Genomic DNA, 23,707 nt, shown 5'->3' with positions numbered 1-23,707 from the left:
CGGCGTCTTCCGGGGCGGGGTGCTCAGAAGGGCAGCGCCTCGAAGGTGGGGCGCAGGGGGGTCTCGTGGTTCGCGGTCACCCCGACCGTGTACGGGTGGCCCGCCCCGAGGGCGGCGCGGTAGCCGTCCACCGCCCGCAAGGTCAGTCGTTCCGCGCCCTGCCGATCCACGTACGTCTTCTCCGCCGCCGCCCGGTTGGCCAGGGCCATGAGGGTGAGCGGTGCGTGGCGGCCCAGCAGTTTCTCCGCTCCTTTGTGCGCTGCCCGGAGCCGGTCGAGGCCGGCGGTCACGCGATCGCAGCGCAGCTCGCAGAGCGCGAGTTCGTGCTCGGCTGCCAACGTGTACGGGTTGTCCGGCCCCAGCCAGGCGCGGAGCGCCTCCGCGACCGGCGTCTGCGTGTCCAGGGCCTGGGTGTAGTCCCCCTTGAGCCGCAGGTCCAGGGACAGCCGCTGCTCGGCGAGGAGCCGCAGGACCCGGTGCCCCAGGTCGGAGCGGGCCCGGAAGGCGGCGGCGCAGGCGCGGCTGTGCCGCCGCGCTTCCTTGTGGCGGCCGAGCAGACGCAGGGAGTCGGCCAGCCCCAGCCTGGCGTTGAGGGTGGCCGGATGGTGTTCGCCGAACAGCTCGCGGCGGCCCTCGTACCGTGCCAGGGACAGTTCGAGCGCCTCCGTGTACCGGCCCAGCCCTTGCAGGTCGTTGGAGAGCTGCCCCATCACGCGAAGATCTTCCGCGCCCGCACCGTGGACCAGCCGCTGCCGCTCCAATTCCGCGCGGTCCAGTTGTTCCGCGCGCTCGAACTCCCCGGCAGCTCTGAGCAGTGCCGTGTGGCGCCCGACGAAGGCGGCGAGCTTCGGGTGAGGACTGCCGAGTTCGCCGAGCTCGGATCGCCACATCCGGTCGGCCCGTTCGGCCAGCCGCAGTCCCTCGCGCACCCGGCCCCGGAAGTGCAGGTGCGAGAGGCATTCGAGCACCAGGTCCGCGGCCGGCTTGTGGGCCGGGTTCAGCGCGCCCGTGGCCTCCAGCTGCGGGATGACCGCCGCGTACCACGGCCAGTACTCGGGCTCCATGTGGTCGCCGGGTGCGGTGTCCCGCAAGGCGGCGCGGATCCGGCCCGTGAGCCCTTCGCGGTCCTCGGCCGGGATGCGCTGCCGTACGGCTGCCCGGAGGGCGGGGTGCATCCGTGCGATCGGCACGCCCTCCCGCGTGGTGTCGCGGGAGAGCAGCGACATCTGCACCACGCTGCGCACCAGCACGTCGCAGTCCACTCCGCGGAATATGGGCCGCAGGACGTCCAGCGGGGCGGTGCCGTCGTGGAACATGGCACACAGGCAGAGAAGTTCATGGGCTCGGGGGGACCGCTCGGCGAGCCGGTTCAGGGCCGGGGCGAAGATCTGCCCGGTGTCCGCCGGGGTCCCCGTCCCCTCCGTACCGCTGAACCGGGCGACGTAGTCGGTCACCGGGAGGGCGGTGACATCGAGATGGCGGGCGGCCCGGCCCAGCAGCAGCGGCAGGTCGCCGAGCGCCTCCGCCAGCGCGTCGGCCCCGTCCGCGCCCACGCGCCGTACGAAGCGGTGGAGATACGCGGTGCTCTCCGCGCGGGTGAACAGCGGCACGTCCACGACGTCATGGCGCGAGACCCAGGCGCGGCTCTGCGAGGTGACCAGGACGTCTCCCGTGCCCGCGGGGAGCAGGTCCGCCAGCGACGTGAAGTCGTCGGCGCCGTCCAGGACGATCAGCCAACGGCGGTATGGACGGCCTTCACGAAGGGCGTCGGACGCCGCGCTGATGCGGTCCTCCAACGCGCCGCCGACGTCGCGGCCCAGGACGAGGCCGAGCCGGGCCAGCTCTTCCCGCACCCGGGCCCGGGTGTCCGCCGCCACCCACCACACCAGGTCGTAGTGGGCGGCGAACCGGTGCGCGTACTCCGCCGCCAGCTGCGACTTGCCGATGCCCGGCATGCCCACCAGGGCGCATACGGAGGCCGTGCCGCTTTCCCGGCCGAACCGCTGCCGGAGCTGTGTGAGCAGTTCCTCCCGGCCGCTGAAGTGGGGATCGCGGTGCGGCACACCCTCCCAGACGGCGGGCGGGTCGAGCGGGTAGCGGGCCCCGCCCGGGCTGCCCGGCACCCGGCCCGGGGCGACGGGCAGCCCCAGGTGGCGCAGCAGCGCACGCTCGGTGGCGGCCTCGCCGGACAGCCTCCCGAGGCCGAGGGGAGCGAGCGCGGTCGCCGCCTGGTGCGTGGTGCCGGCCACCTCGCAGGCCCGGACCCGGAGCGCGTAGGTACCCCTGATCGTGGAGATCACCGTCGACCAGTCGATCCCGGCCCGGGTCCCGAGGTCGAAGAACGGGTCGCTGAGCAGCAGGATGGTCAGGCCATCCGTGCTGGGCAGCAGGTCCTGGGCGGAGGCGAAGGACGTCGGGTACCAGCGCCGGAGCACGGCCTGCTGCCCGTGCGCCTCCAGCCGGTGGGCGATCCATTCGGCCCAGGGGGCGTCCGCGGCGGCGTGCACCACGGTGAATTCGGGCGCGTCCGGACCCAGGAACCGGACGACCGGGCTGTGCTCGGTTTCGCCGATGCCGTCCCCGGCGGCGGAGCTTTCGAGCTGCGCCGCGGCCATGGTGCGGCGCGAAAGCTCCACCAGCACCCGGTCCCGCTCGGCGGCCCGTGCCCGCTCCGCCCGTAGCGCCTCCAACTCCTCCTGCAGCTCCCGCGCACGGCGCTCGGCCGCCAACCGGAGCTCCTCCGAGCGGTCCAGCAGCTCCGCGTACGGCTCCTGCGCCAGGTCGCCGGGCTCCGCCGCCTCCTCCGCCGTCTGCAGCTGGTGCTCCAGCGCCTCGCAGCGCTGCTCCGCCGCCACGGCCTGGCGCCGCGCCTGGTCCAACTCCTGCTGCAGGCGGGCCACTTCCGCCCGCAGCCGGTCCCGTTCGCCGCGTAACCGCTGCTCCTCCGCCCCGCGCCGGGCCAGCTCGGCGTCGTACTCGGCCCGCTCGATCGAGACGGACGCCGCCAGCCGCCGCTGGTCCACCTCCATCTCGGCGATCCGGGCCTTGCGGTCCTGCAACGCCTCGGTCAGCGCCTCGGCCACCGTCTCCGCGCGCTGGCGCTCCCGGTCGGCGTCCGCGAGCTGGTCGCGGAGCATCTGGAGCTCGTAGCCGACGCTGTTGGTGGCCTGCAACGCGGTGCGTTGCAGGCGGTGCACATGGGCCAGCACCTCGGCGGCCACCGGGCGCCCCGTCGCCTTGCCCGCGTCGACGAACAGCTGCTCGACGAAGGTCGCCGGGGCCACCACCGTGCCGTTGAGGTACCGCGACACCGTGCCCGGGTCGTGGTGTGTGCGCGTGGCGTAGACGCGCAGCGAGACGCCGACCGCGCCGAACAGCTCGCGCAGGCTCAGCGCGAGCGCCCGGCACTCCGGCCCCACCTGCCCGGGGATGGGTTTGAGGTCCCCCACCCGCCGGTTCTCGCGCGGGTCCGGCACCAGTTCGCCGCTCACGACCTCGTCCCCCATCGGCGCCCGTACCCCTCCGCTGTTGTGGCCGTCCGCAACGTGTGCGGGCTGCCGCAACACCCTCCGCTCCGCACATCGTGAACGTATCCCGGCGCGTCGGCGTCCGGGCCCCGTCTCACGAACTCGTCCCCCGAAAAGGAGCCGACCTTGACACGCCGGAACAGCCGCCCCGCTCCGCTGCTCGTCCTCGCCGCCGCTGCCGTCTCCGGCGCCGTCCGCGCCGTCCTGGGCTGGCTGCTCAACCGGCTCGGCTGATCAGCGGCCCCCGCGCGCCGACTCGGGTGAGCGGCCGCTCCCGCGCCGTGGACCGCCGCCTATCCTGGATGCGTACGATCAACGACTTTCCCTGTGGAGCTCTCCTTGTATTTCACCGACCGCGGCATCGAGGAGCTGGAGAACCGGCGCGGCCAGGAGGAGATCACCTTCGAGTGGCTCGCCGAGCAGCTGCGGACCTTCGTCGATCTGAACCCGGACTTCGAGGTCCCGGTGGAGCGGCTGGCGACCTGGCTGGCCCGGCTGGACGACGAGGACGAGGACTGACCCAGGAGCAGCCCGGGTCAGCCCCCCCGGGGTCCGGGGAGCCCGTCCCCGTCCCCCGGAGGGCGCGTGTCACGCCACCACCGGCCCCCGCCCCGCCGCCCCCGTCTCCACGTCCAGGCGCGGGTCGGAGGCGAGGACGGCCTGCTGGAGACGCTGGAGCCTCAGTGACGGCTCCAGCCCCAGTTCCTCCGCCATCGTCAGTCGCAGCCGCTGGTAGACGGCGAGGGCGCGGGTGCGCTGTCCGGCCCGGTGCAGGGCCAGCATGTACTGGCCGTGCATGCCCTCGTGGAAGCGGTGCTCCACCACCAGGGAGGCGAGCTCGCTGAGGGCTTCCTGGTGGCGGCCGAGCCGGAGCCGGGTCTCGATGCTGCGTTCGGTGACGGTGAGCCGGGACTGCTCCAGCCGGGCGACCTCGGCCTGCAACGGCCGTCCGTGGGCCACGTCGACCAGTGCGGGCCCCTGCCAGACGGCGAGCGCGCGGCGGAAGGCGGCGTCGGCGGTGCGTTCGTCTCCGGCGTCCAGCGCGCACTCGCCCTGCGTGACGAGATCGCGGTACCGGTGCACGTCCAGCTGGCCGGAGCGGAGGGCGAAGGCGTAGCCGCCGGGCCGGGTCTGCAGGACGTCCCGGGCGACGGTGGCGGTCGGTACGCCGAGCACCTGCGCGAGCAGTTTGCGCAGGTGGAGGATGTAGGTCTGGAGCGTGGTCAGTCCGGTGCGGGGCGGTTCGTCGCCCCAGAGCTCGGCCATGAGGGCCGGCACCGGGACCACCCGGCCGTCGTTGAGCAGCAGCAGTGACAGGACCTTGCGCGGCTTCATGGCCGTCGGCACCCCGGAATGGGTGCCGTGGCGCAGCGTCAGCGGTCCGAGGACGTTCACGTACATGGGCGTCACCTCCTCACATCACCTGCGGTAGGCGCGGACGAACAGGTCGGCGGCCTGCTCGCAGATGGCGGCGGCCTCCGACCCGGCGAGCGCGCGAGTGCCGTACATGGACTGGTGCAGGCCCTGCTGGACGAGCAGGGCCACGAACTGCCGGGCCCCGGTCTCGGGCTCCGGTACGTCGAGCTCCGCCCGCTCGGTGCGGCGCCGCAGCATCGCGGCCAGGTACGCCACGAGTGCCTGGGGTTCGCCCTCGGCGCAGGCGGGGCGCAGCGAGGGGTGGCGCGCGACCTCGGCGATCACCAGGCGGCGCAGCGCGGAGGCGCGTTCGTCGAGGAGGACCTCCAGCACGCGGTGGCCGAAGGCGATCAGCGCGGCCCGCGGCGTCATGTCGTCCTGGGCGGCGGGGTCCTGGGAGACGTCGGGCGCGAAACCGGCCGCGACGCGCTGCCGTTCGTTGTCGACGGCGGCGACGAACAGGGTCTCCTTGTCGCCGAAGTGGTTGTAGACGGTCTGCTTCGACACCCGGGCCTCGTCGGCGATGGCCTCCACGCTGGTGCGGATATAGCCCTCCCGCAGGAAGACGGTGACGGCGGCTTCCAAGATGGCCTGCCGCTTTGCTGGTAGGGGGCCCGCGGGGCGTCCCGGCGCGTCGTGCCGCGCCGTGCTGTCCGTCCGCATGGTCGGTCGTGTCCTTTCGCTCGTGCCGGTCCCCGCTCCCGGTGTGTGTCGTGCCTGATGTGTGGTGCTCGTTCCGCGTCGTGCTCGGGTCCGCGTCGTGCTCGTTCCCCGTCGTACGCGTGCTGTGCCGTGCTCGTGCTGTGCCGAACGCGGGCCGCTCCCGGCCGCCTTGCCCCCAGCGGCCGTGCGCCCCTAGCCTTCCACATCAGGATTGGACTAGTCCGTCCAGTCCAATAAATTGGCAACAGCCTGACGAGGAGAGGTTCATGAGCGCAGCTCAGGACAGCGGCACCGGCGAGCTGATCACCCTGCCGGCCGAGGCACAGGACCAGCTGTTCCGGGAGGCCCGTACCGCCAACACCTTCACCGCCGAGCCGGTCACGGACGCGCAGGTCCGGGCCATCTACGAGTTGGTGAAGTTCGGGCCGACGTCGATGAACCAGCAGCCCCTGCGCGTGGTCCTGGTGCGGTCCCAGGAGGCGCGGGACAAGCTCGTGCCGCTCATGACCGGCCGGAACCAGGAGAAGACCGCCAAGGCCCCGCTGGTCGCGATCCTCGGCGCCGACCTGGACTTCCACGACGAACTGCCGAAGCTGGTCCCGTTCATGGAGAACCCGCGGGCGATCTACGAGAACCCGGCGGTGCGGGAGGAGTCGGCACGGTTCAACACCGCCATCCAGATCGGCTACTTCATCCTCGGGGTGCGGGCCGCGGGGCTCGCGGCGGGCCCCATGATCGGATTCGACAGGGCGGGCGTCGACAAGGAGTTCTTCGCCGACGGCCGACACAGCGCCCTGTGCGTGGTGAACATCGGCAGGCCCGGCCCCGACGCGTGGATGGGCCGACTGCCGCGGCTGGCGTACGAGGAGGTCGTCACCAGCGTCTGATCCGGACGGCGTGGAGCGGGGCGGCCGTCCGGGCCACCCCGCCTCCCCGGCCGGATCCGCTCAGCTCCCACTCAGCCCTCACTCAGCTCCCGATCAGCTCTCGATCAGCTCTCGATCAGCTCGTGGAACGCGACGGTGTCGAAGATGTCCTCCATCCGCACGGCCTTGCCGTTCCGCATCGTCCAGGAGTGGACGAAGTCCAGCGTCACCGTGGTGCCGCGGCGGCTGGTCACCTCGCGGGTGCCGAAGACCACGACGCGGTCGCCCTGCTCGATGAACTCCCGCGGGTTCAGCTTCATCCCGCCCAGGACGGTCGGTACGTGCGCGAGAAACTCCTTGATCCCCGCGTGCCCCAGCTTGGTGCCACCCAGGCCGTACGTGGCCATCCCGTCCGGATGGACCCACTCCACATCCGGGTGCATCCCGGACAGGATCCCCTCCACGTCGCGGTCACGGAAACCCGCGTAACTGCGCTGTATCGCCTCGATGTTCTCGGACACCATCGTCCTTCGCTCTCCTTCGTTCCTCAGCCCTTGATGTGGTCGGGGTACAGCGCCTCGACGGTACGGCGGATGCCCTCGCGCCAGGGCACCTCGCACGGGCCGGTGAGCGCCAGACGCCGCGCCGGGTCGAACTGGTAGGTCTCCCGGGTGACCTCGCTGGGCACCAGCCTGGCCTCGACGCCGGTCAGCTCCTCCAGGTAGCGCACGCAGTCCGTCATGCCGACCGGCTCGTCACCGCCCCAGTTGACCAGGGTGGCGGGCACCGAGGCGGCCTCCCAGAGCTTCGGGACCTGCCGGACCAGGTCGTCGGTGTACAGCAGGGAGCACCAGTTCTGGCCCTCGACCGGCACCGGGATCGGCTCGCCGGCGAGCATCCGCTTGAAGTAGAGCATCGGTACGCCGCCGTAGCCGCCGGGCCCGTAGGCGATGTTGAGCCGGGCGATGGTGGTCGGCAGGCCCAGCACGCTCGCGAAGGCGCGGACCGTTCCCTCGGCGGCGATCTTGCCCACCGGGTAGGCGGGCAGCCAGTCCGCGACCCCGTCGACCGGGTCGGTCTCGGTGTACTTGTGGTCCAGGGTCCGGCGCTTGTAGAGGGCGCCGGTGGAGACGTACAGGAACGCCTCGGCGGTGCGGCAGTGGGTCATCAGCCTCCCGCACGCGACGGAGTTGACCTCCACGGCCGCGTTGAAGTCGCCGTCCTCCCCGCGTCGTACCGCGGAGTGGACCACGTGCGTGAAGTCGGTGGGCAGTCCCTCGTACGCCGCTCCGTCCAGGTCGTCCATGTCCCAGCGGTACGTGGTGATCCCGCGAGCCCTGAGCGCGTCCTCCGCGCCCGGGGTGCCGAACCGGCCCAGGCACCACACCTCGTTGCGTTCGGCCAGCGCCTCGGCCACCGGCCCGGCCACCTGCCCGGTGCCGCCCGTGACCAGGATCTTCTTGCCTTCCACCTGCTAGTTCCCCTCTTTGACGTGCGTGCTGTCGCTGTCGCCGTCGCAGTTGCTGTCGCTGTCGCTGTCGCTGTCGCGCAGGGCTTGGTCGAGTTCCCTGCGCAGAACGGCCTGGAAGGCCGCGACGTGGCGCGGCCCCATCAGGGTGTAGTGCTCGCCCGGTACGTCGACGTACCGGTTGGGCTCCGTGGTGTGCTCGTCCCACCTGCGCAGCTCGTTCTCCAGCCAGTCCTCCTTGGTGCCGCGCAGCGGGGTGGCGTAGAAGACCGTCATGGAACGGGTGGTGCCGGTGGGGGTGTAGGTGCGGCCGAGGTCGGTGAGCCCGTTCGCCAGCTCGGCCCACGTCGTGAACTTCGCCAGGTCCAGGTCGAGTTCCCGCAGGCGGTCCTGCGGGGCGAGCCGGATGAGGCGCGCCAGCTGCTCCTCCTTGGGCAGCTCGCGCAGCTGCGCCGGCAGGTCCAGGGACTGCTTCTTGTTGACCAGGTCGAGGAAGAAGGCGAGGTTGACCGCGGTCTCGACGAAGTCGAGTTCGTCCATGCGGTACTTGATGTGCGGGGGCAGGTTGAAGCTGCCGACGAAGTCCACGCGCTCGCCCTCGGCCTCCAGCGCCTTGGCGATCTCGAAGGCCACCGCGCCGCCGTAGGAGTAGCCCGCCACGGCGTACGGGCCGTGCGGCCGGCGCTCCCTGATGGCCGCCACGTAGGTGCGGACCATCTCCTCGAACGACGCGAAGGGCCGCTCGCCCTCGTTGAAGCCGCGGGCGCGCAGCGCGTAGAAGGGGCGGTCGCCGACGAAGTACTTGGCGAGGTTGACGAAGACCAGGACCTCGCCGACGCCGGGGTGGACGCAGAACAGCGGTGTCTTGTCGCCACTGAGCTGGAGCGGCACCACCGGGTCGTACGGGCGGGCCTGCGTGTCCCCGCCGGAGTCCAGCCAGGCCCCGAGCCGGCGGGCGGTCGGCGAGGTCAGCACCGTGATGATCGGCAGGTCCCGCACCCCGAGGCGCCGGTCGACCTGGCGGCGCAGCCGCAGGATGTCCAGTGAGGTGCCGCCGAGGTCGAAGAAGTTGGCGGTGGCGCTGACGTCCTCCGGCGCGGCGTCGAACATCTCGGCGAAGATCTCGGTGAGGACGCGCTCGGTGTCGGTCTCGGGGGCGGTGTAGCCGCCGAGCCGGCGCGTGGTCAGCTCGGTGACGCGCGTAGCTATGTCGTCGTAGCCGCCGGCCTCCAGCTTCTGGCGCATCCGGCGGCGCAGTGTCTTGCCGAGGCTGGTCTTGGGGAACTCCTCGCGCGGCAGCGGCAGGATCAGCGAGGGCCTGAAGCCCCAGAGCATCACGACGGTGGAGCGGACGGCGGTCAGCAGACGGTGGAGTCCGGCCTCGTCGTCATCGGCGAGCCGCGGATGGAAGGCGATCACCAGTTGTTCGGTGTCGCTGCCGGGGCGGCGGGTCGGGAAGGCCGCGACATAGCCGCCAGCCACGTCGTCCAGCTGCTCCAGCGCGGCCTCGATCTCGTGGCTGAAGTAGTTGACGCCGTTGACGATGACGCTGTCCTTGCTGCGGCCGACCAGGGTGAGCCGGCCGTCGTCGTCGATCCGGCCGAGGTCGCCGCTGCGGAACCAGCCGTCCGGGGTGAACGCCTCGCGGGTGGCGGCCTCGTTGTTGTAGTAGCCGCTGGTGATCATGGGGCCGTTGAGCTGGAGCTCGCCGATCTCGCCGGCGGGCAGCGGGGTGTGGCCGTCGTCCGCGACCCGGATCCGCAGGCCCTGCACCGGCGTGCCGAGGTGGGCGAACTCACTCCCCGCGTCGGCCTCCGGGAACGCGCGGTTGTAGATGCTGCCCGCGCAGGTCTCGGTCATCCCGAAGGCGGGCCACAGGGCGGAGCGCCGCAGCCCAAAGGGGGCGTAAGCGGCGAGAAAGGTCTCACCGGTGGCGACGACATTGGCCTCACCGCCGCTGACGATGTGCCGCAGCGCGCTGAGGTCAAGGCCCTCGCCGCCGGCCGCCAGTTCCTCCGCGATCTGATCCGCGGCGGAATTCAGCGAGCCGAGCAGGAAATTCGGCGTGAAGGTCATGGTGACCTTGTGGCGCGATACGATGCGCAGGAACCGGAGCGGATCCTCCAGAATAGCGGACGCTTGCGCGTGCAATTGCAGGGCGCCGACATAGAGCGGCAGGAGATGCGCTTCGAGGAGCGCGGCCACATGGTCGTACGAAATCCAGTTGAAGGTGGTGTCGGCGTCGGTGAGCCGCTGCTTGTCCGATTTTCCCGCCATGGACGCCAGCAGATTGCCATGGCTCAGCATCACGGCCTTGGAATTCCCGGTGGAGCCGGAGGTGAGCACCAGCAGCGCCAGATCCTCGGGAGCCGCCCGGTGGAACTCGGTCGCGGGCGCGGCTCCGCGCAGCCCCTCCAGTACGGCGACCGTCAGCCCCGGGACGGCCGGGAGCTCGGCGGCCATCTGCTCGGTGGTGACCAGGAGGGGCCGGTCGAGAAGCCGGTCGACATGGGCGAGCTGCGCCGCCCGGCACGCCGGGTCACCGGGGAGCGGCCCCATCGGGCAGGGCACGAAACCGCCGAGCAGGCAGGCCCAGAAGACGCTCAGGAATTCCCGCTGGTCCGGAAGCAGCAGGGCGACCTTGTCCCGGGGCCGCAGTCCGCGTCCGCGGAGCCCGGCGAGATAAGCTCGGGCCTCGTCGAGCAGCTCCGGATAAGACTGGAAGTGCGATTCTCCGTCGACCCCGCCGAGGAAGTACCGTATACCCGCGGCCGGGTGCCCCCGCGCAGCTCTCAACAGCATCTCCGCCACGCAATTGAGATCCTCTGCATTTGCCGGTGCAGATAATTGCAAGGGCTCCACTCTCATTACCCACTGTCCCCTTCCCTACGGATTCCAAGGATCCCGAAGGTAACAGTCTCGAACACCTGCCCTCCACGATCCTCTAGCAACGCTCTAGCGGGGCTCTAGCGGAAATCCCCGGGAGACTTTTACGAGACGGAATGAACTACTCCGCCACCCCGAAACCACACCTTGAGCACATCCCGGAAGCGTGTGCGGCACACACCAGGGCGCGCCCGGGGCTTGACTTCGCCAGACCGCGATATATCGTGAGTACGGAGACGCGATATGTTGCGTCCGGCTCGCCGAACCAAGCGGAGGTCTGGCATGTCAGCCCGGTCCGAGTGGTCACTCGACGCACCACGGAAACTCACCTTCGACGCCCCCGTCACCACCCTCCAGGTGCGGATCGTGGGCGGCACGGTCAACATCGTCGGCACCGACACCGGGCCCGCCCGCCTGGAGCTGTCCGGGATCGACGGCCCGCCGCTGACCGTCACCCACGAGGACGGCACGCTGTCGGTCACGTACGACGACCTCCCGTGGCAGGGCCTGCTGAACCTGCTCGACGGCAAGGAGCACAACGGCAAGGGCCGCAGCCTCAAGGACTGGAGCCTCAGGGACTGGACCCACTGGGGCACGAACCGCAGGAACTGGCACCGTACGGCCCACATCACCCTGGCCGTGCCGACCGGCACCGCCGCCTCGGTGGGCGTCGTCGGCGCCGGCGCCGTCGTCTCCGGCCTCGGCGGCAGCACCGAACTGTACGGCGTCACCGGCGACTTCACCCTGGTCGGGCTGACCGGCGCGGTCCGCGCCGACACCGTCTCCGGCCACGTCGAGGCCCAGGCCGTCACCGGCGAGCTGCGCTTCCAGTCCGTCTCCGGCGGGCTCACGGTCGTCGACAGCGCGGGCCCCGCCGTCCGCGCCGACTCCGTCAGCGGCGACATGGTGCTCGACCTCGCCCCACCGCCACGGACACGGACCTGCGGCTGACCAGCGTCTCCGGCGAGATCGCCGTGCGACTGCCGCACCAGGCCGACACCCGGATCGACGCCAACACCGCCAGCGGCAACTTCTCCTGCGCCTTCGACGATCTGCGGGTGGGCGGCCAGTGGGGCGCCAAGAGGATCACCGGCACACTCGGCGCGGGAAGCGGCCGCCTGAAGGCCACCACCGTCTCCGGCGCCATCGCACTACTGCGCAGGCCCGCCGCCGACGACGGCGGGACCGAGGCCGAGGGCGCCCCGGAGCGTGAGCGCGGCGGGACCGAGGCCGGGCGTGCCCCGGAGCCTGAGGACAAGCCCTTCCCCGCAGGCACTGGGGACAAGCCCTTCGGCGGGACCGCCGACGACAGCGACGACAGCGAAGGGAAGGTCCTCTGATGCCACCCGTCTTCGCGCACGGCCGCCTGCGCCTGTACCTGCTCAAGCTGCTCGACGAGGCCCCGCGCCACGGCTACGAGATCATCCGCCTGCTGGAGGAGCGGTTCCAGGGCCTGTACGCCCCGTCTGCCGGCACCGTCTACCCGCGGCTGGCCAAGCTGGAGGTCGAGGGCCTGGTCACCCACGCCACCGAGGGCGGCCGCAAGGTGTACTCCATCACCGACGCCGGGCGCGGCGAACTCGCCGACCGGAGCGGCGAACTCGCCGACCTGGAGCTGGAGATCCGCGAGTCCGTCGCCGAACTGGCCGCCGAGATAAAGGCGGACGTACACGGCTCGGCCAGCGATCTGCGACGCGAGATCCGGGAAGCGGCGCAGCGGGCGCGGAATCAGGGCACGCCGCACACCGGAACGGACCGCCCCGGCACCTCCGGCACCCCGACCCCCGGCACCCCGACCTCCGACACGCCGACGGACGCGTGGGGCGTACCGCTCGCCGACAGGGACGCGTGGCGCGAGGCCAAGGAGGAACTGCGGCGCGCCCGGGAGGAGTGGCGGGAGCAGGCCCGACGCGCCAAGGAGGAGAGCCGCCGCGCCCGCCAGGACGCCCAGCGCGCCCGCCAGCAGGCCAAGGACGCCCAGAAGTTCGCCCGCGAGGAGATCCAGCGGATCGCCCGACGGGTGCAGGAGCAGACCCAGGAGCACATCCGCGCGGGCGACTGGCAGCGGGCGGTACGGGACGGCCTGTCCGAGGTGTCGCGCGCGATGACCCACATCTCCCGGCAGGGCCCGGCATCGGCGGACTGGGTCGAGGACCTGTTCCGCGCCTGGCCGACGGGGGCGAGCGGACGGACGGGCGAGCCGTGCGGCGACGACACGGCGGGAACGGCTGATACGGCGGGAACGGCAGGCAGGACGGGGACGGCGGAACCCGCGCGAACGCCGGACACCGGCGAGTCCGAGCAGCGGCCACCGCGGGCCCAGCAGGGCCCGGACCTCACCAAACAGCCCGACACGCGCAGCACCACGGCGCAACCGCACCCCTCCTGGCCCGAGGAGTTCCGGCCGAGCGGCGATCCCGACCGCGACCTGGAGCGACTCCTGGACCGGTTCCGCGACGACGTCCGCGACACCGCCCGCGACCACGGCGTGACCGAAGCCGCCCTGGCCGAGGCCCGCCACCGCCTCGCGACCACCGCCACGGAGCTGACCGCACTACTCCGCGACGACATCACCGACGCCTGACCGGCTCCCCGGGGCGGCCTGCGACGGATACGGTCGCGCGCCACGGCTGAGCTCACGCAGCTCGGCCACGCGCGCCCGTACGTAGTCCTCCACCCCGGAGCCGCAGTCGCCGCCCTCACCCGGGCCGGTCCCCCGACACGCCGCACACCTGCCCCCGACCATCGCACCGGCGCGCCCCGGCCGCCCGCAGCCCGCGCACTCGCGCAGCCGCGCCGGGAAGCTCTCGGGCGCGGGCCGGGGGTCGGGGAGCTTGTCGATCAGCCGTCTGCCGAGGAGGGCGGCGGGGTGGTGCACGCGCTGCGGCAGCCCGGTGGTGAGCGCGGCGGCCAATTCCCTCCTCTGTACGCCCCGTTGCAACCACAGCGCCGCGGCGGGTGCGAGCCGACGGACTTCACGGGCGGAGAGCAGCAGACAGGGCACGCGCTGGACCAACCCCCGCAACACCTCCTCCGCCGCGCCTCTCAGCCCGGGTTCGATGTCCACGTTGTCCAGATCATCCACGTCGTCCGCCCCGCTCACGTCACCCGTCACGGCGGCCTCCGGTTCGGCGGAAGGCGAGGTGGGCGGCTGCATGGGAGACGGCGGCTCGGTACGGCACGGATGACCGACGGGTTGGTCGTACACCCACGTTCGGGTGATCCAGCGCCCGCACTCCAACTGCGCCCTCTCCCGCCGCAGATAGCCCTCCGCCTCCAACTCGTGGAGCGCGTCGGCCACCCGCTTCTGGCCCGCCCCACCGACCCGTCTGGCCAGCGTCTTGATGCTGATGTCGACCCCGTCGGGGAGCGCGAGGAGACGCACGCCGAGAGAGATGGCGGTGTCGCTGAGGGTGGGGTGGAGGGCCAGGTGGTTGGAGACGATCGTGAAGCCGCGCTGGTGGCGATGGCGGATATGGATCACGCCGCCGGGGGCGGCGTCGGCGCGCGGACGCGCGGGGGCACTAAGCTGTGCGACAGCCACGGGAAGACTCTCATTCTTCCTCGGAGGTGAGGCCCTCGGCCGGTGTTGGTAGCACCGCCGGGGGCCGTTTTCTTTTCCCGCACACGCTATCGTCACCTCACCCCAACTCGACCCAAAACCAGCGAGGTTCGCCCATTCCGGTGACGACGGGGGGACGGGAGGGGGGTCCTGACCTCCGGTCCTGCAGAAGACCGCTCGCCCCACCGGACCTCGGCCCCGTGGGACCCGGCAACGGCACCCCGGCCCCGCTCAGTTGATCGCATCAGCGCGGCGCGCGAGATCCTTCAACTCCGGCGGCGCCGAACGCCCCGCGAGGTGGTGTCACGCTGTTCCCTCTGCCTCTCCGCTCAGCTTGCCGCCGACAGCTTCAAGGAAGGTGACGTCGAAGCGGGCCACGTACTGCTGACGCGCCTCAAGGAACTCTCGCACGTGAGGCTGCCGCTCGTGCTCCTCGAAGGCTTCCCGGTCGGCGTAGAGCTCGTAGAAGACGCGGACATCGGGCTCCCCCGGCACCCGATGACTCACGTACACCAGCGTGCCGGGCTCGTTCTCCTTGATGCCCTTGAGGGTCTTGTCCACCAGCGCGTCAAAGGCTGTTGCAGCGGCGGCGTCATGCAGCTCGAAGCGCACGATCAGCCCGTATCCCACGGCCAAGGCTTGCTCCTCTCGCTCCGGGCGAGTCTCGCAGGGCCCGCAGCCCCACAGATCATGGCTTCACTCCGGGGTCGTCCGTTGGTGCGTATCCGCAGGTATCCGGGCCGCAGTACGACTCGTGGTCCCGACTCCAGAGCCACGCGTCCCGCTCGGTGGTGCGCGCGATAAGGGCCAAGCGGCGTTGCCGGAGGCGAGGCACCGTCGAGGGCAGGGCCGTGAACGTCTCGGGCATCACGGCGAGGCTGCCGCCTACCTGCTCGCCGTCGACCATACGCAGGAGCACACTGCACTGCCACCATGGGCGACCCGCGCCCGAATCAGGCCAGTAGTAATGAGCGGGATCAGGGAACAGGAAGTGCGGGGCGTCGGAGTCGAGGTGAGCGTGGAGCCATGGGCTGTCCTTGCCCAGGCCGAGACGAAGACGCCCCGCTTCCTCGTAGAGGGCGAAGATCGCTTCGCGGTCCAGCGCCTTGAGGATGCGTGCCTGACGGGGCAGCCGTTGACGGCCGGGAGGCGTCTTCACCGTCCAGCCCCTCAGCAAGCCGAGCTGCTGCCACATGCTGAGGGCCGGCGCACCTTTACGGGGCATTGGGAGCGGAGGCGGGGGCGTCCAGCGGAAGCCGGCGCTGTCGATTTGCCGGACGATCCATGCACGTCTCTCGGGACTGCTGACGTTCCATCTATAGCTCATTGGCCGATCCAGCATCACCTGCTCCCGCCTGCTGGGAGTGCCGCGCGAGGGGCGCCAACGGTGCGGCTTGGAGATCCCCAGCATCGCGTGGCGGAAGTCGGCCCAGTTGTTGATCTTCTCGACAGCCTCGGCAGATGAGTCCTCTTCGGCCTGCCGCCTCGCGTGGACGGCCAGGATGCGAATCTCCCAGAGCGCCCTGTCCGCGAGCAGCGCGGCCAACTCCCTGTCGTCTATCGCCCGCACACGAGGCCGCCCGCGAGGTATCAGCATCCGTGGAGTCTGCCACGAGCATCCCCGACGCAGCCTCCGAGACAGCTGGTTCAGAATCAGGGCATGGATGTCCCCAAGCTGCTGGAAGCCGCTTCCCTGTTGATCCCCGAGGAGATCGCCACCGAGAGCGACATCACGGTAAACGACGTCTGGGACTACCTCACCCACGACGAGTGGGAGGTGGCCCTCGGACTGTTGGAGGAGCTCGGTGACGTCCACCCGCTTCCGCTGAGCTTCTGGGAAACTCTGGCTGCCGCCGCAGAGCAGATGCATCTGGAGAACAGTGCGGCCTGGTGTCATTGGCGCTGTTACGAGACCCGCAACGGAATCATCCGAGCTGACCTGACCCTCCGGTCGGCGGCTGAAGCCCGACGGCGAACCCCTATCTCCGGAGCTGGCGTCCTGCGACCGATGTGGAGCATCGGAAATCGAATCCCGACCGGCGAACCAACCCTCGACATCGCCCGGCTCTGGGTGGAGTTCACGCCCCTCCTGGAGCCGGGCGGACGATCCCCGGTGCGACTCGCGCCTCTCGTCCCCTCACGATGGCAGCACCTTCAGCCCGGCCAAGTAATCACCATGCACGAGGATCGATCTGTGGCCGGAACGGCGATCGTCCTGGAGGTTCACCGTCCTCCCGTCAACGCCCCCAACGCATAGAAGGCCTCGTGACGACCTTCGGCGATGCCATGGCAACGCCCAGCAGCCCGGACGGTCGCCCAGTCGGTGTGAGCACTATCTGACACACGACGGCGCCCCGTCAGCTGTCCTCGTGGAGCACGAGCACCGTGTGCTCGTGCTCGCCATCCCAGACGGTCTCGGTGCGCCGGAAGCCGTGTTTCTCCAGTAGCCGCACCGAGCCGGTGTTCCCGGCGAAGGGGTCGGCGTAGAGCGGGCGGGCCTTCTCGCGTCGCAGGAAGAGCGTCAGGGCCTGAGTGCCGATGCCTCGGCCCCAGAAGCGCCGGCCGAACCAGTACCCGATGAAGCGCCGGTCCCGGTCCCACCAGGCCACCACGTTGCCCGCCGCCTCGCCGTCCACGGTGACGGTCTGGACGAAATTGGCGGGGTCCCCGAGGACCTTCGTGGCCCAGTGGTTCATGAAGCTCTCCCGGTCCCGGGGAGTGAACCTCGATCGTCGCACCGCCTCAGCATCGTGTTCGTACTGGAAGAACAACTCCAGATCAGCTTCTTCGACATCCCTCAGCCGCACATCGTGACTCATGTTCAGCGAGTCTGGCACCAGGCACTGACAATCCCGGCCGGACCTCTCCAGCCGTCTTGACTTAAAGCAAAGGTGAAGTATGAGGATCGTGATCGCCGGGCCGGAGCGGCCCGGCGGTCACGATCCCGAGGAGACGTCCATGTCCGCGCCCGCGACCCACGTCAGCGACCACCAGCACCCCGACCCGGCCCGACCCGATGTCGGCGCCGCCCTGTTCAGTACCTGGAGTGTCGGCACGCCCGAGCGGCAGCGGGCGACGGTCGACGCCATCGCGGCCACGTGGGAGGGGCGGCCGTGGCCGGATCGGAACCTGCTGTCGTACAGCGTCTACGCGGGTACCGACGGCGACACCTTGATGCACTACTCCCAGTGGACCAGCGAGGAGGCGTACTTCGACTTCGTGCGCAACCACCGGCAGGAGCGGAACGACGAGATCGACACCGCTGTCCCCGGCATCAAGCGCGTGGGTATCAACAGCTACCAGCTGTACCGGAGCCACGTCCCGGACCCCGCCCGGCGGGCCGCCGAGGCGCCCGGTGCCATCGTCACCGTCGACATCCGCTTCGACGCCGAGGCGTCCGGCCGTCGGCGGGAGTGGGTCGACACCGTCATCGAGGCGCTGACCGCCACGTCCAGCCCCGACTGCGGGCTGCTGGGCGCCCACTTCCATCTGCTCGCCGACGGCGAGGCGCATCTGAGCTCCGCCGAGGACCGGGTGTTCAACTACGCGGAGTGGACCAGCGAGGAGGTGTACGACGAGTCCTTCGCGGCGGTCGCCGGCGCGCCCTCACCCGCCTGGGAGAAGGTGCTGGAGTTCCCCGGCTTCCTGGGCACCACGGTCCGGCGCTACCACCTGCTGCGGAGCTTCACCCCGCACGACCGACAGGCCCCGCAGCAGGGATAGGCCGCGCGGTCACACCGTCAGGACGACCTTGCCGAACTGCTCGCCGCCCGCCATCTTCTCGAAGCCCTCGCGCGCCCGGTCCAGCGGCAGCACCGAGTCGATGACCGGCCGCACGCCGCGCGCCGCGCAGAAGCTCAGCAGGTCCTCCAGTTCCTCCTTGGTGCCCATGGTCGAGCCGATGACCTTCAACTCCAGGAAGAAGATGCGGTTCAGCTCGGTCGCCTTGGGGTTCGGGCCGGAGGTGGCGCCCGAGATGACCAGCGTGCCGCCGGGCTTGAGCGACTTCACCGAGTGGGACCAGGTCGCGGCGCCCACGGTCTCGATCACCGCGTCGACCCGGCGCGGCAGCCGCTCCCCCGGTGCGTACGCGCCCTCGGCGCCGAGGTCCAGCGCGCGCTTGCGCTTGGCCTCGTCGCGGCTGGTGGCGAGGACGCGCAGTCCGGCGGCGGCGCCCAGGACGATCGCGGCCGTGGCCACGCCGCCGCCCGCGCCCTGCACCAGGACGCTGTCGCCGGGCCGGACCGAGGCGTTGGTGAAGAGCATGCGGTAGGCGGTCAGCCATGCCGTCGGCAGGCAGGCCGCCTCCTCGAACGACAGCTCCTTGGGCTTGGGCAGCAGGTTCCAGGTGGGTACGGCGACCCGCTCGGCGAACGTGCCCTGGTAGCGCTCGGTCAGGATGGAGCGCGGCTCGTCCGGGCCCACACCGTGACCGGTCTGCCCGATGACGGAGTGGAGGACGACCTCGTTGCCGTCCTCGTCGATCCCGGCCGCGTCGCAGCCCAGGATCATCGGCAGCGACTCCTCGCCCAGGCCGACCCCGCGCAGCGACCACAGGTCGTGGTGGTTGAGGGAGGCCGCCTTGACGGTGACGGTCGTCCAGCCGGGGCGCACGGCCGGCTCGGGGCGTTCGCCCAGTTCGAGGCCGTTGAGTGGCTGGTCGGGGTCGATACGTGCGGCGTAGGCAGCGAACATGATCCCGACCATAGGACGCGGCGGGGACGCGGCGGAACCACAGGACCATGTGACACGCGCCGCGTCCCCTTTCCGTGTCCCCTCGCCCTTCCCTTGTCGCCGCGCCGCGTCCCCCCTTCCGCCCTCAGTCCCTTCGGTACTGCGCCGGAGACCCCTTCGTCGCCTCGTCCTCGTACGCGCCCGCCCGGCCCCGGTCCACATGGAAGCGGGTCAGCGTGGTCACCGGGGAGGCCGGGTCGCGGCGGTCGCCGACCACCCGCATATGCGTGGTCCAGCGCTCCGGCGTCACCTCGTAGACGTCGTAGCCGTAGCGGTTGCCCTCGAAGTACTGCAGGTGCGGGTTGGCCCGGCCCATCAGCGGGCCGTTGGCGGCGTTCCAGTCCGCCGAGTACGCACCCGAGGTGACGGAGTGCGCGGTGAACTCGGTACCGATGACCGGCCCGTCCGGGTCGTCGAAGTCCGGGCGTATGTCGTCCACGAAGGCGGAGTGCCAGTCGCCGGTGATGACGACGAGGTCCTCCAGGCCGCTGCGCCGCACCTGGTCGAGCACGTCCTTGCGCTCCGTCAGGAAGCCGTCCCACTGGTCCGTGAACATGTACCCGCCGCCCGGCCTGCCGCGCAGCTGGCTGAGCATGATCGAGTTGACCCAGCAGTGCCAGGCGTCCGGCGCCCGGTCGATGCCCCGGCCGAGCCAGGCACGCTGCTCGGCGCCGAGGATGGTGCCGTCCGGCAGGTTCTGCTCGGACCGGAACTGCCGCAGGTCGAGCACGGTCAGCTCCAGCAGGTCGCCCCAGTGGCGGACCCGGTGGATGCGGGGCTCGGCGGGCAGCGCGGTGCCCTCCGGGGAGGCGGCGGGGTCGCGGTGGGGCATGTGCTCGTACCACGCCTGGTACGCGGCGGCGCGCCGCTTGACGAAGGGGCCGCCGCGAGTGCCGCTGTAGTCGTTGACGACCTCGTGGTCGTCCCAGGTGAGGAACCAGGGGTGGGCGGCGTGCGCCTCACGCAGCGCGGGGTCGCTCTTGTAGAGGGCGTGGCGGCGCCGGTACTCGGGGAGCGTGAAGACCTCGGGGCCCTCGTGGTCGCGCAGTGCCTGGCCGCCGACCTGGCCGTGCTCGTAGATGTAGTCGCCGAGGTGGACGACGAACGCGATGTCCTCGCGGGCGATGCCCCGGTAGGCGGGGTAGTAACCGTCGTGGAACGCCTGGCAGTTGGCGGAGGCGAAGCGGACGCGTGCGACCCGGCCCGCCGGGGCGGTCCGGGTGCGGCCCACCCGGCTGCGCTTGCCCAGCGCCCGGAAGGCGTACCAGTAGCGGCGGTCGGGCTCCAGCCCCGGGACGGTCACATGGACGCTGTGGCCGAGCGCGGCGGTGGCCGCCGCGGTCCCGCGGGCGACCACCTGGCGCAGCTCGCGGTCGCGGGCCACCACCCAGTCGACGTCCACGGACTCGGGCAGCGGCTGCTCGACGGCGAGGGGTTCGGGGGCCAGCCGGGTCCACAGCACGACGCTGTCGGGCAGCGGGTCGCCGGAGGCCACGCCGAGGGTGAAGGGCGCGGCGTCCCAGGAGGCTCCGAGCTGTTCGGCGGCCTCGCGTGCCTGAGCGGGGCTCAGCCCCGCGCTGAGCGGCCACAGGACGTTCAACGCCCCGGCTGCCGCCGCGGCTTTGAGGAGGTTGCGGCGATCCAGGCTCATACGCTGCTCCGTGTCTGGTCGGGACAGGGGTGACGGCTGCGCCCTCGGCAGGGCGCGGCGTTGCGTATGACATCGGACTCCGCTGAATGCGGGGCGTACGGGGTGTGGCGGCGTGCCGTACGGGCGGCAAGCCGAAGGCGGTACGGGCCGCGGGTGGCCCGTACCGCCTTCGGGTGGCCGTACGTGAGGTGACGCGGGCGGCGTCCGGGGCGAAGCCCCGGCGCCTCAGCGCCGCGCGACGCCCTCCGCGCGCGCGGCCGCCGCGACCGCCGCGGTCACCGCCGGGGCGACCCGCTCGTCGAACGGCGACGGGATGACCTTGTCCGCGCTCAACTCGTCGGCGACGACGGCGGCCAGCGCCTCGGCGGCGGCGAGCTTCATGCCCTCGGTGATCCGGGAGGCCCGGACCTGGAGGGCGCCGGCGAAGATGCCGGGGAAGGCGAGCACGTTGTTGATCTGGTTCGGGTAGTCGCTGCGGCCGGTGGCGACGACGGCCGCGTACTTGTGGGCGACGTCCGGGTGGATCTCCGGGGTCGGGTTGGCCATGGCGAAGATGAACGCGCCGGGCGCCATGCGGGCGACGGCGGGCTCCGGGACCGTACCGCCGCTGACGCCGATGAAGACGTCCGCGCCGTCCAGGGCGCTCTCCAGGGAGCCGGTCAGTCCGGCCTTGTTGGTGAAGCCCGCGAGCTCGCGCTTGACGTCGGTGAGGTCCTCGCGGTCGGCGGAGACGATGCCCTTGCGGTCGCAGACCGCGACGTCTCCGATGCCCGCCCCGACGAGGATCTTGGCGATGGCCACCCCGGCGGCACCCGCGCCGGAGATCACGGCGCGCAGCGAGCCGAGGTCGCGGCCGGTCAGCGTCGCCGCGTTGCGCAGGGCGGCGAGGGTGACGACGGCGGTGCCGTGCTGGTCGTCGTGGAAGATCGGGATGTCCACGCGCTCCTGGAGCTTGCGCTCGATCTCGAAGCAGCGGGGGGCGGAGATGTCCTCCAGGTTGACGCCGCCGAAGGACGGCGCGAGCCGGGCGACGGTCTCGACGATCTCGTCGGCGTCCCGGCAGTCGAGGGCGATCGGCACCGCGTCCACGCCGCCGAACTGCTTGAAGAGGATCGCCTTGCCCTCCATCACGGGCAGGGATGCCTCCGGCCCGATGTCGCCGAGTCCGAGCACCGCGCTGCCGTCCGTCACGACGGCGACGACCTGGGACTTCCAGGTGTAGTCGTGGACGAGCTCGGGCTGCTCGGCGATGGCGCTGCACACCTTGGCGACGCCCGGCGTGTACGCGAGGGACAGGTCGTCCTTGTCCCGCACCGGCACGGTCGCCTGGACCGCCATCTTGCCGCCGCGATGCAGCGCGAAGGCCGGGTCGAAGAACTCGTCCTCGTCACCGCCGGCCTTCTCCGCGGCGCTGCCGCTGGCACTGTCGTTGCGAGGATTCACGATCTCCGCTGACACGTTTTGACCCCTTTGTCGAATTTCTGGTGAGGGTAGCCGCTCCCGGTTAGGGAACGGGCGGGCACCGCGTCCGCTTCCCCGCCGACAGATTCCTGCCATGCGGGGAGTGAGCACGTACGCCGGGCGCGCCGCACACGCGCCCTGAGCCCCGGGTGAGGGGTGTAACCGTCTGTTCTACCGGAAGAGCACTTCCGGGGACGAGTGAGTTCCGTCGCGGTGCCGTACAGAAACTTCGCGTTCACGGCGAAGCGGCGTGGAAGTGGCACATCCGCGGTCAGGCGTCCACGTACTGAGACAATGCGCACACGCGGAACGTTTCATTCCACTTCTTGCCGTACGGTCCGGCTGGGGTTCCGGCCTGGTGCGCGACGGGGGTCACCCGTTATCCGATTTTGACATAGCTACCCGTCCGTTCGAGCCCGTCCAGATGGCAGGATTCCCCAACCACACAAGGTCGCGACATCCGAAGGTGTGTGCCCCGACCCCCCACACATGCCAAGCCCTACCCCCTTACCCGCAGGAGGACGAAGAATGACCGCAAGCACCACCCGCCGCGCAGGCGCGGCCAGGTCACGCCTGGCCGCCGTTGCCGCGATCGCGGTCACGGGATCCCTCCTGTTGTCAGGATGCGGGGACCAGCGGGACAAGATCTCCAACAACAGCACCTCGGGCGCCCCGCTCTTCGGCCTGCTGCCGAAGGAGATCCAGTCCAGCAAGGTGATCGAGGTCGGCTCCGACATCAGCTACCCGCCGGTCGAGTTCCGCAAGAGCGGCCGGGTCATCGGCCTCGACATCGACCTCGCCGACGCGATGGGCAAGCACCTCGGCGTGAAGATGAAGTTCAGCAACGGCGACTTCGACGGCCTGATCACCGGCCTCAAGTCGAAGCGGTTCGACATCGCGATGTCCGCCATGACGGACAACAAGGGCCGCCAGGAGGGTGTCGACCCGGACAGCGGCAAGAAGGTCGGCGAAGGCGTCGACTTCGTCGACTACCTGACCGCCGGTGTCTCGATCTACACGCGTAAGGGCGACGACCAGGGGATCACGACCTGGGACGACCTGTGCGGCAAGAAGATCGCCGTCCAGCGCGCCACCGTCTCGCACGACCTGGCCAAGGCCCAGTCGAAGGAGTGCGGTGACAAGGGCAAGATCGAGATCGAGGCGTTCGCCAAGGACACCGAGGCCCAGGTCCGGCTGAAGGGCGGCGGCGCCGACGCCGCGTCCAGCGACTTCCCGGTCGCGGCCTACGCGGTCCGCACCTCCGGCGGCGGCGAGGACTTCCAGTTGGTGGGCGACCAGGTCGACGCCGCTCCCTACGGCATCGCGGTCGGCAAGAAGAACACCCAGCTGCGGGACGCCCTCAAGGCCGCGCTCGACGCGGTCATCCGGACCGGCGAGTACCAGAAGATCCTCGAGAAGTGGGGCGCCGAGGACGGCGCGGTGGACCAGGCCATCGTCAACGGTGGCAAGTGA

The 23,707-nt window shown here is 71.0% G+C and carries 19 protein-coding genes and 1 pseudogene; 7 read left to right on the top strand and 13 right to left on the bottom strand.

Going from position 1 to position 23,707, the window contains the following annotated elements:
- Positions 1-23: 23 nt before the first annotated feature.
- Positions 24-3,506 (bottom strand): FxSxx-COOH system tetratricopeptide repeat protein, encoded by a 3,483-nt coding sequence (gene fxsT, locus Q3Y56_RS23960; RefSeq protein WP_304463898.1) that lies wholly within the window; start codon positions 3,504-3,506, stop codon positions 24-26.
- 360 nt (positions 3,507-3,866) lie between these two features.
- On the opposite strand from fxsT, the gene Q3Y56_RS23955 reads away from it, so the two are divergent.
- A complete protein-coding gene (locus Q3Y56_RS23955; protein WP_304463897.1) occupies positions 3,867-4,046 on the top strand; it encodes a DUF6104 family protein in 180 nt (59 codons plus the stop codon).
- Between the two features lie 69 nt (positions 4,047-4,115).
- On the opposite strand, the gene Q3Y56_RS23950 is transcribed toward Q3Y56_RS23955, so the two are convergent.
- Together Q3Y56_RS23950 and Q3Y56_RS23945 are read right to left on the bottom strand one after the other, a co-directional pair.
- On the bottom strand, positions 4,116-4,928 hold the full coding sequence (locus Q3Y56_RS23950) for an AfsR/SARP family transcriptional regulator (protein ID WP_304463896.1): 813 nt from the start codon (positions 4,926-4,928) through the stop codon (positions 4,116-4,118).
- Positions 4,929-4,946: 18 nt separating this feature from the next.
- Positions 4,947-5,606 (bottom strand): TetR/AcrR family transcriptional regulator, encoded by a 660-nt coding sequence (locus Q3Y56_RS23945; protein WP_304463895.1) that lies wholly within the window; start codon positions 5,604-5,606, stop codon positions 4,947-4,949.
- A gap of 266 nt (positions 5,607-5,872) precedes the next feature.
- Here Q3Y56_RS23945 and Q3Y56_RS23940 point away from each other — a divergent pair, with 266 nt between their 5' ends.
- The gene (locus tag Q3Y56_RS23940) at positions 5,873-6,493 is read left to right on the top strand and encodes a malonic semialdehyde reductase (protein WP_304463894.1); all 621 of its coding nucleotides are present in this window, start codon (positions 5,873-5,875) and stop codon (positions 6,491-6,493) included.
- A 104-nt stretch (positions 6,494-6,597) separates the two neighbouring features.
- On the opposite strand, the gene Q3Y56_RS23935 is transcribed toward Q3Y56_RS23940, so the two are convergent.
- Genes Q3Y56_RS23935 through Q3Y56_RS23925 form a run of 3 tightly spaced genes read right to left on the bottom strand, consistent with a single transcriptional unit; the run spans position 6,598 to position 10,808 of the window.
- A complete protein-coding gene (locus Q3Y56_RS23935; protein ID WP_304463893.1) occupies positions 6,598-6,996 on the bottom strand; it encodes a nuclear transport factor 2 family protein in 399 nt (132 codons plus the stop codon).
- Positions 6,997-7,019: 23 nt separating this feature from the next.
- The gene (locus Q3Y56_RS23930; RefSeq protein ID WP_304463892.1) at positions 7,020-7,943 is read right to left on the bottom strand and encodes an NAD(P)-dependent oxidoreductase; all 924 of its coding nucleotides are present in this window, start codon (positions 7,941-7,943) and stop codon (positions 7,020-7,022) included.
- Positions 7,944-7,946: 3 nt separating this feature from the next.
- Entirely contained in the window at positions 7,947-10,808 is a 2,862-nt protein-coding gene (locus tag Q3Y56_RS23925; RefSeq protein ID WP_304463891.1) for a non-ribosomal peptide synthetase, read from the bottom strand.
- 300 nt (positions 10,809-11,108) lie between these two features.
- Between Q3Y56_RS23925 and Q3Y56_RS23920 the strand changes: the two are divergent.
- A pseudogene (locus Q3Y56_RS23920) lies at positions 11,109-12,166 on the top strand (DUF4097 domain-containing protein).
- Positions 12,166-13,410, top strand: coding sequence for a PadR family transcriptional regulator (locus tag Q3Y56_RS23915; protein ID WP_304463890.1), 1,245 nt, complete (start codon positions 12,166-12,168; stop codon positions 13,408-13,410). Before Q3Y56_RS23920 ends, Q3Y56_RS23915 begins: the two are co-directional and overlap by 1 nt.
- On the opposite strand, the gene Q3Y56_RS23910 is transcribed toward Q3Y56_RS23915, so the two are convergent.
- The 3 genes from Q3Y56_RS23910 to Q3Y56_RS23900 form a co-directional block, all read right to left on the bottom strand.
- Positions 13,381-14,310, bottom strand: coding sequence for a helix-turn-helix domain-containing protein (locus tag Q3Y56_RS23910; protein WP_304463889.1), 930 nt, complete (start codon positions 14,308-14,310; stop codon positions 13,381-13,383). The genes Q3Y56_RS23915 and Q3Y56_RS23910 overlap by 30 nt on opposite strands.
- Before the next feature lie 381 nt (positions 14,311-14,691).
- Positions 14,692-15,018 carry a putative quinol monooxygenase gene (locus tag Q3Y56_RS23905; protein ID WP_369696864.1) on the bottom strand — a complete coding sequence of 109 codons (327 nt, stop codon included), beginning with the start codon at positions 15,016-15,018 and terminating at the stop codon, positions 14,692-14,694.
- A 58-nt stretch (positions 15,019-15,076) separates the two neighbouring features.
- A complete protein-coding gene (locus tag Q3Y56_RS23900; protein ID WP_304463887.1) occupies positions 15,077-15,934 on the bottom strand; it encodes a hypothetical protein in 858 nt (285 codons plus the stop codon).
- A 114-nt stretch (positions 15,935-16,048) separates the two neighbouring features.
- Between Q3Y56_RS23900 and Q3Y56_RS23895 the strand changes: the two genes are divergently transcribed.
- Positions 16,049-16,645 carry a hypothetical protein gene (locus Q3Y56_RS23895; protein WP_304463886.1) on the top strand — a complete coding sequence of 199 codons (597 nt, stop codon included), beginning with the start codon at positions 16,049-16,051 and terminating at the stop codon, positions 16,643-16,645.
- A gap of 100 nt (positions 16,646-16,745) precedes the next feature.
- Here the strand turns inward: Q3Y56_RS23895 and Q3Y56_RS23890 are convergent, their stop codons facing one another.
- The gene (locus Q3Y56_RS23890) at positions 16,746-17,207 is read right to left on the bottom strand and encodes a GNAT family N-acetyltransferase (RefSeq protein ID WP_304463885.1); all 462 of its coding nucleotides are present in this window, start codon (positions 17,205-17,207) and stop codon (positions 16,746-16,748) included.
- Positions 17,208-17,286: 79 nt separating this feature from the next.
- Here Q3Y56_RS23890 and Q3Y56_RS23885 point away from each other — a divergent pair, with 79 nt between their 5' ends.
- Positions 17,287-18,111 carry an antibiotic biosynthesis monooxygenase gene (locus tag Q3Y56_RS23885; RefSeq protein WP_369696788.1) on the top strand — a complete coding sequence of 275 codons (825 nt, stop codon included), beginning with the start codon at positions 17,287-17,289 and terminating at the stop codon, positions 18,109-18,111.
- Positions 18,112-18,120: 9 nt separating this feature from the next.
- Here Q3Y56_RS23885 and Q3Y56_RS23880 read toward each other — a convergent pair whose 3' ends face one another.
- The 3 genes from Q3Y56_RS23880 to Q3Y56_RS23870 all read right to left on the bottom strand — a co-directional run bounded on the left by Q3Y56_RS23880 (position 18,121) and on the right by Q3Y56_RS23870 (position 22,231).
- Positions 18,121-19,083 carry a zinc-binding dehydrogenase gene (locus Q3Y56_RS23880; RefSeq protein ID WP_304463884.1) on the bottom strand — a complete coding sequence of 321 codons (963 nt, stop codon included), beginning with the start codon at positions 19,081-19,083 and terminating at the stop codon, positions 18,121-18,123.
- 124 nt (positions 19,084-19,207) lie between these two features.
- Positions 19,208-20,773 (bottom strand): alkaline phosphatase, encoded by a 1,566-nt coding sequence (locus tag Q3Y56_RS23875; RefSeq protein ID WP_304463883.1) that lies wholly within the window; start codon positions 20,771-20,773, stop codon positions 19,208-19,210.
- Positions 20,774-20,998: 225 nt separating this feature from the next.
- The gene (locus Q3Y56_RS23870; RefSeq protein WP_304463882.1) at positions 20,999-22,231 is read right to left on the bottom strand and encodes an NADP-dependent malic enzyme; all 1,233 of its coding nucleotides are present in this window, start codon (positions 22,229-22,231) and stop codon (positions 20,999-21,001) included.
- A gap of 531 nt (positions 22,232-22,762) precedes the next feature.
- Here Q3Y56_RS23870 and Q3Y56_RS23865 point away from each other — a divergent pair.
- Positions 22,763-23,707: an ABC transporter substrate-binding protein gene (locus Q3Y56_RS23865; RefSeq protein WP_304463881.1), complete on the top strand. Its 945-nt coding sequence runs from the start codon at positions 22,763-22,765 to the stop codon at positions 23,705-23,707.

This window comes from Streptomyces sp. XD-27, assembly GCF_030553055.1.
In the GTDB taxonomy this organism is placed as follows: domain Bacteria; phylum Actinomycetota; class Actinomycetes; order Streptomycetales; family Streptomycetaceae; genus Streptomyces.
This window is presented reverse-complemented; position numbering and strand designations above follow the sequence as displayed.

Bases quoted from the DNA above. Each gene is read 5' to 3' on its own strand.
- fxsT (WP_304463898.1), bottom strand. From the start codon at position 3,506: ATGGGGGACGAGGTCGTGAGCGGCGAACTGGTGCCGGACCCGCGCGAG.
- Q3Y56_RS23950 (WP_304463896.1), bottom strand. From the start codon at position 4,928: ATGTACGTGAACGTCCTCGGACCGCTGACGCTGCGCCACGGCACCCAT.
- Q3Y56_RS23945 (WP_304463895.1), bottom strand. From the start codon at position 5,606: ATGCGGACGGACAGCACGGCGCGGCACGACGCGCCGGGACGCCCCGCG.
- Q3Y56_RS23940 (WP_304463894.1), top strand. From the start codon at position 5,873: ATGAGCGCAGCTCAGGACAGCGGCACCGGCGAGCTGATCACCCTGCCG.
- Q3Y56_RS23935 (WP_304463893.1), bottom strand. From the start codon at position 6,996: ATGGTGTCCGAGAACATCGAGGCGATACAGCGCAGTTACGCGGGTTTC.
- Q3Y56_RS23925 (WP_304463891.1), bottom strand. From the start codon at position 10,808: ATGAGAGTGGAGCCCTTGCAATTATCTGCACCGGCAAATGCAGAGGAT.
- Q3Y56_RS23915 (WP_304463890.1), top strand. From the start codon at position 12,166: ATGCCACCCGTCTTCGCGCACGGCCGCCTGCGCCTGTACCTGCTCAAG.
- Q3Y56_RS23895 (WP_304463886.1), top strand. From the start codon at position 16,049: ATGGATGTCCCCAAGCTGCTGGAAGCCGCTTCCCTGTTGATCCCCGAG.
- Q3Y56_RS23890 (WP_304463885.1), bottom strand. From the start codon at position 17,207: ATGAGTCACGATGTGCGGCTGAGGGATGTCGAAGAAGCTGATCTGGAG.
- Q3Y56_RS23885 (WP_369696788.1), top strand. From the start codon at position 17,287: ATGAGGATCGTGATCGCCGGGCCGGAGCGGCCCGGCGGTCACGATCCC.
- Q3Y56_RS23880 (WP_304463884.1), bottom strand. From the start codon at position 19,083: ATGTTCGCTGCCTACGCCGCACGTATCGACCCCGACCAGCCACTCAAC.
- Q3Y56_RS23875 (WP_304463883.1), bottom strand. From the start codon at position 20,773: ATGAGCCTGGATCGCCGCAACCTCCTCAAAGCCGCGGCGGCAGCCGGG.
- Q3Y56_RS23865 (WP_304463881.1), top strand. From the start codon at position 22,763: ATGACCGCAAGCACCACCCGCCGCGCAGGCGCGGCCAGGTCACGCCTG.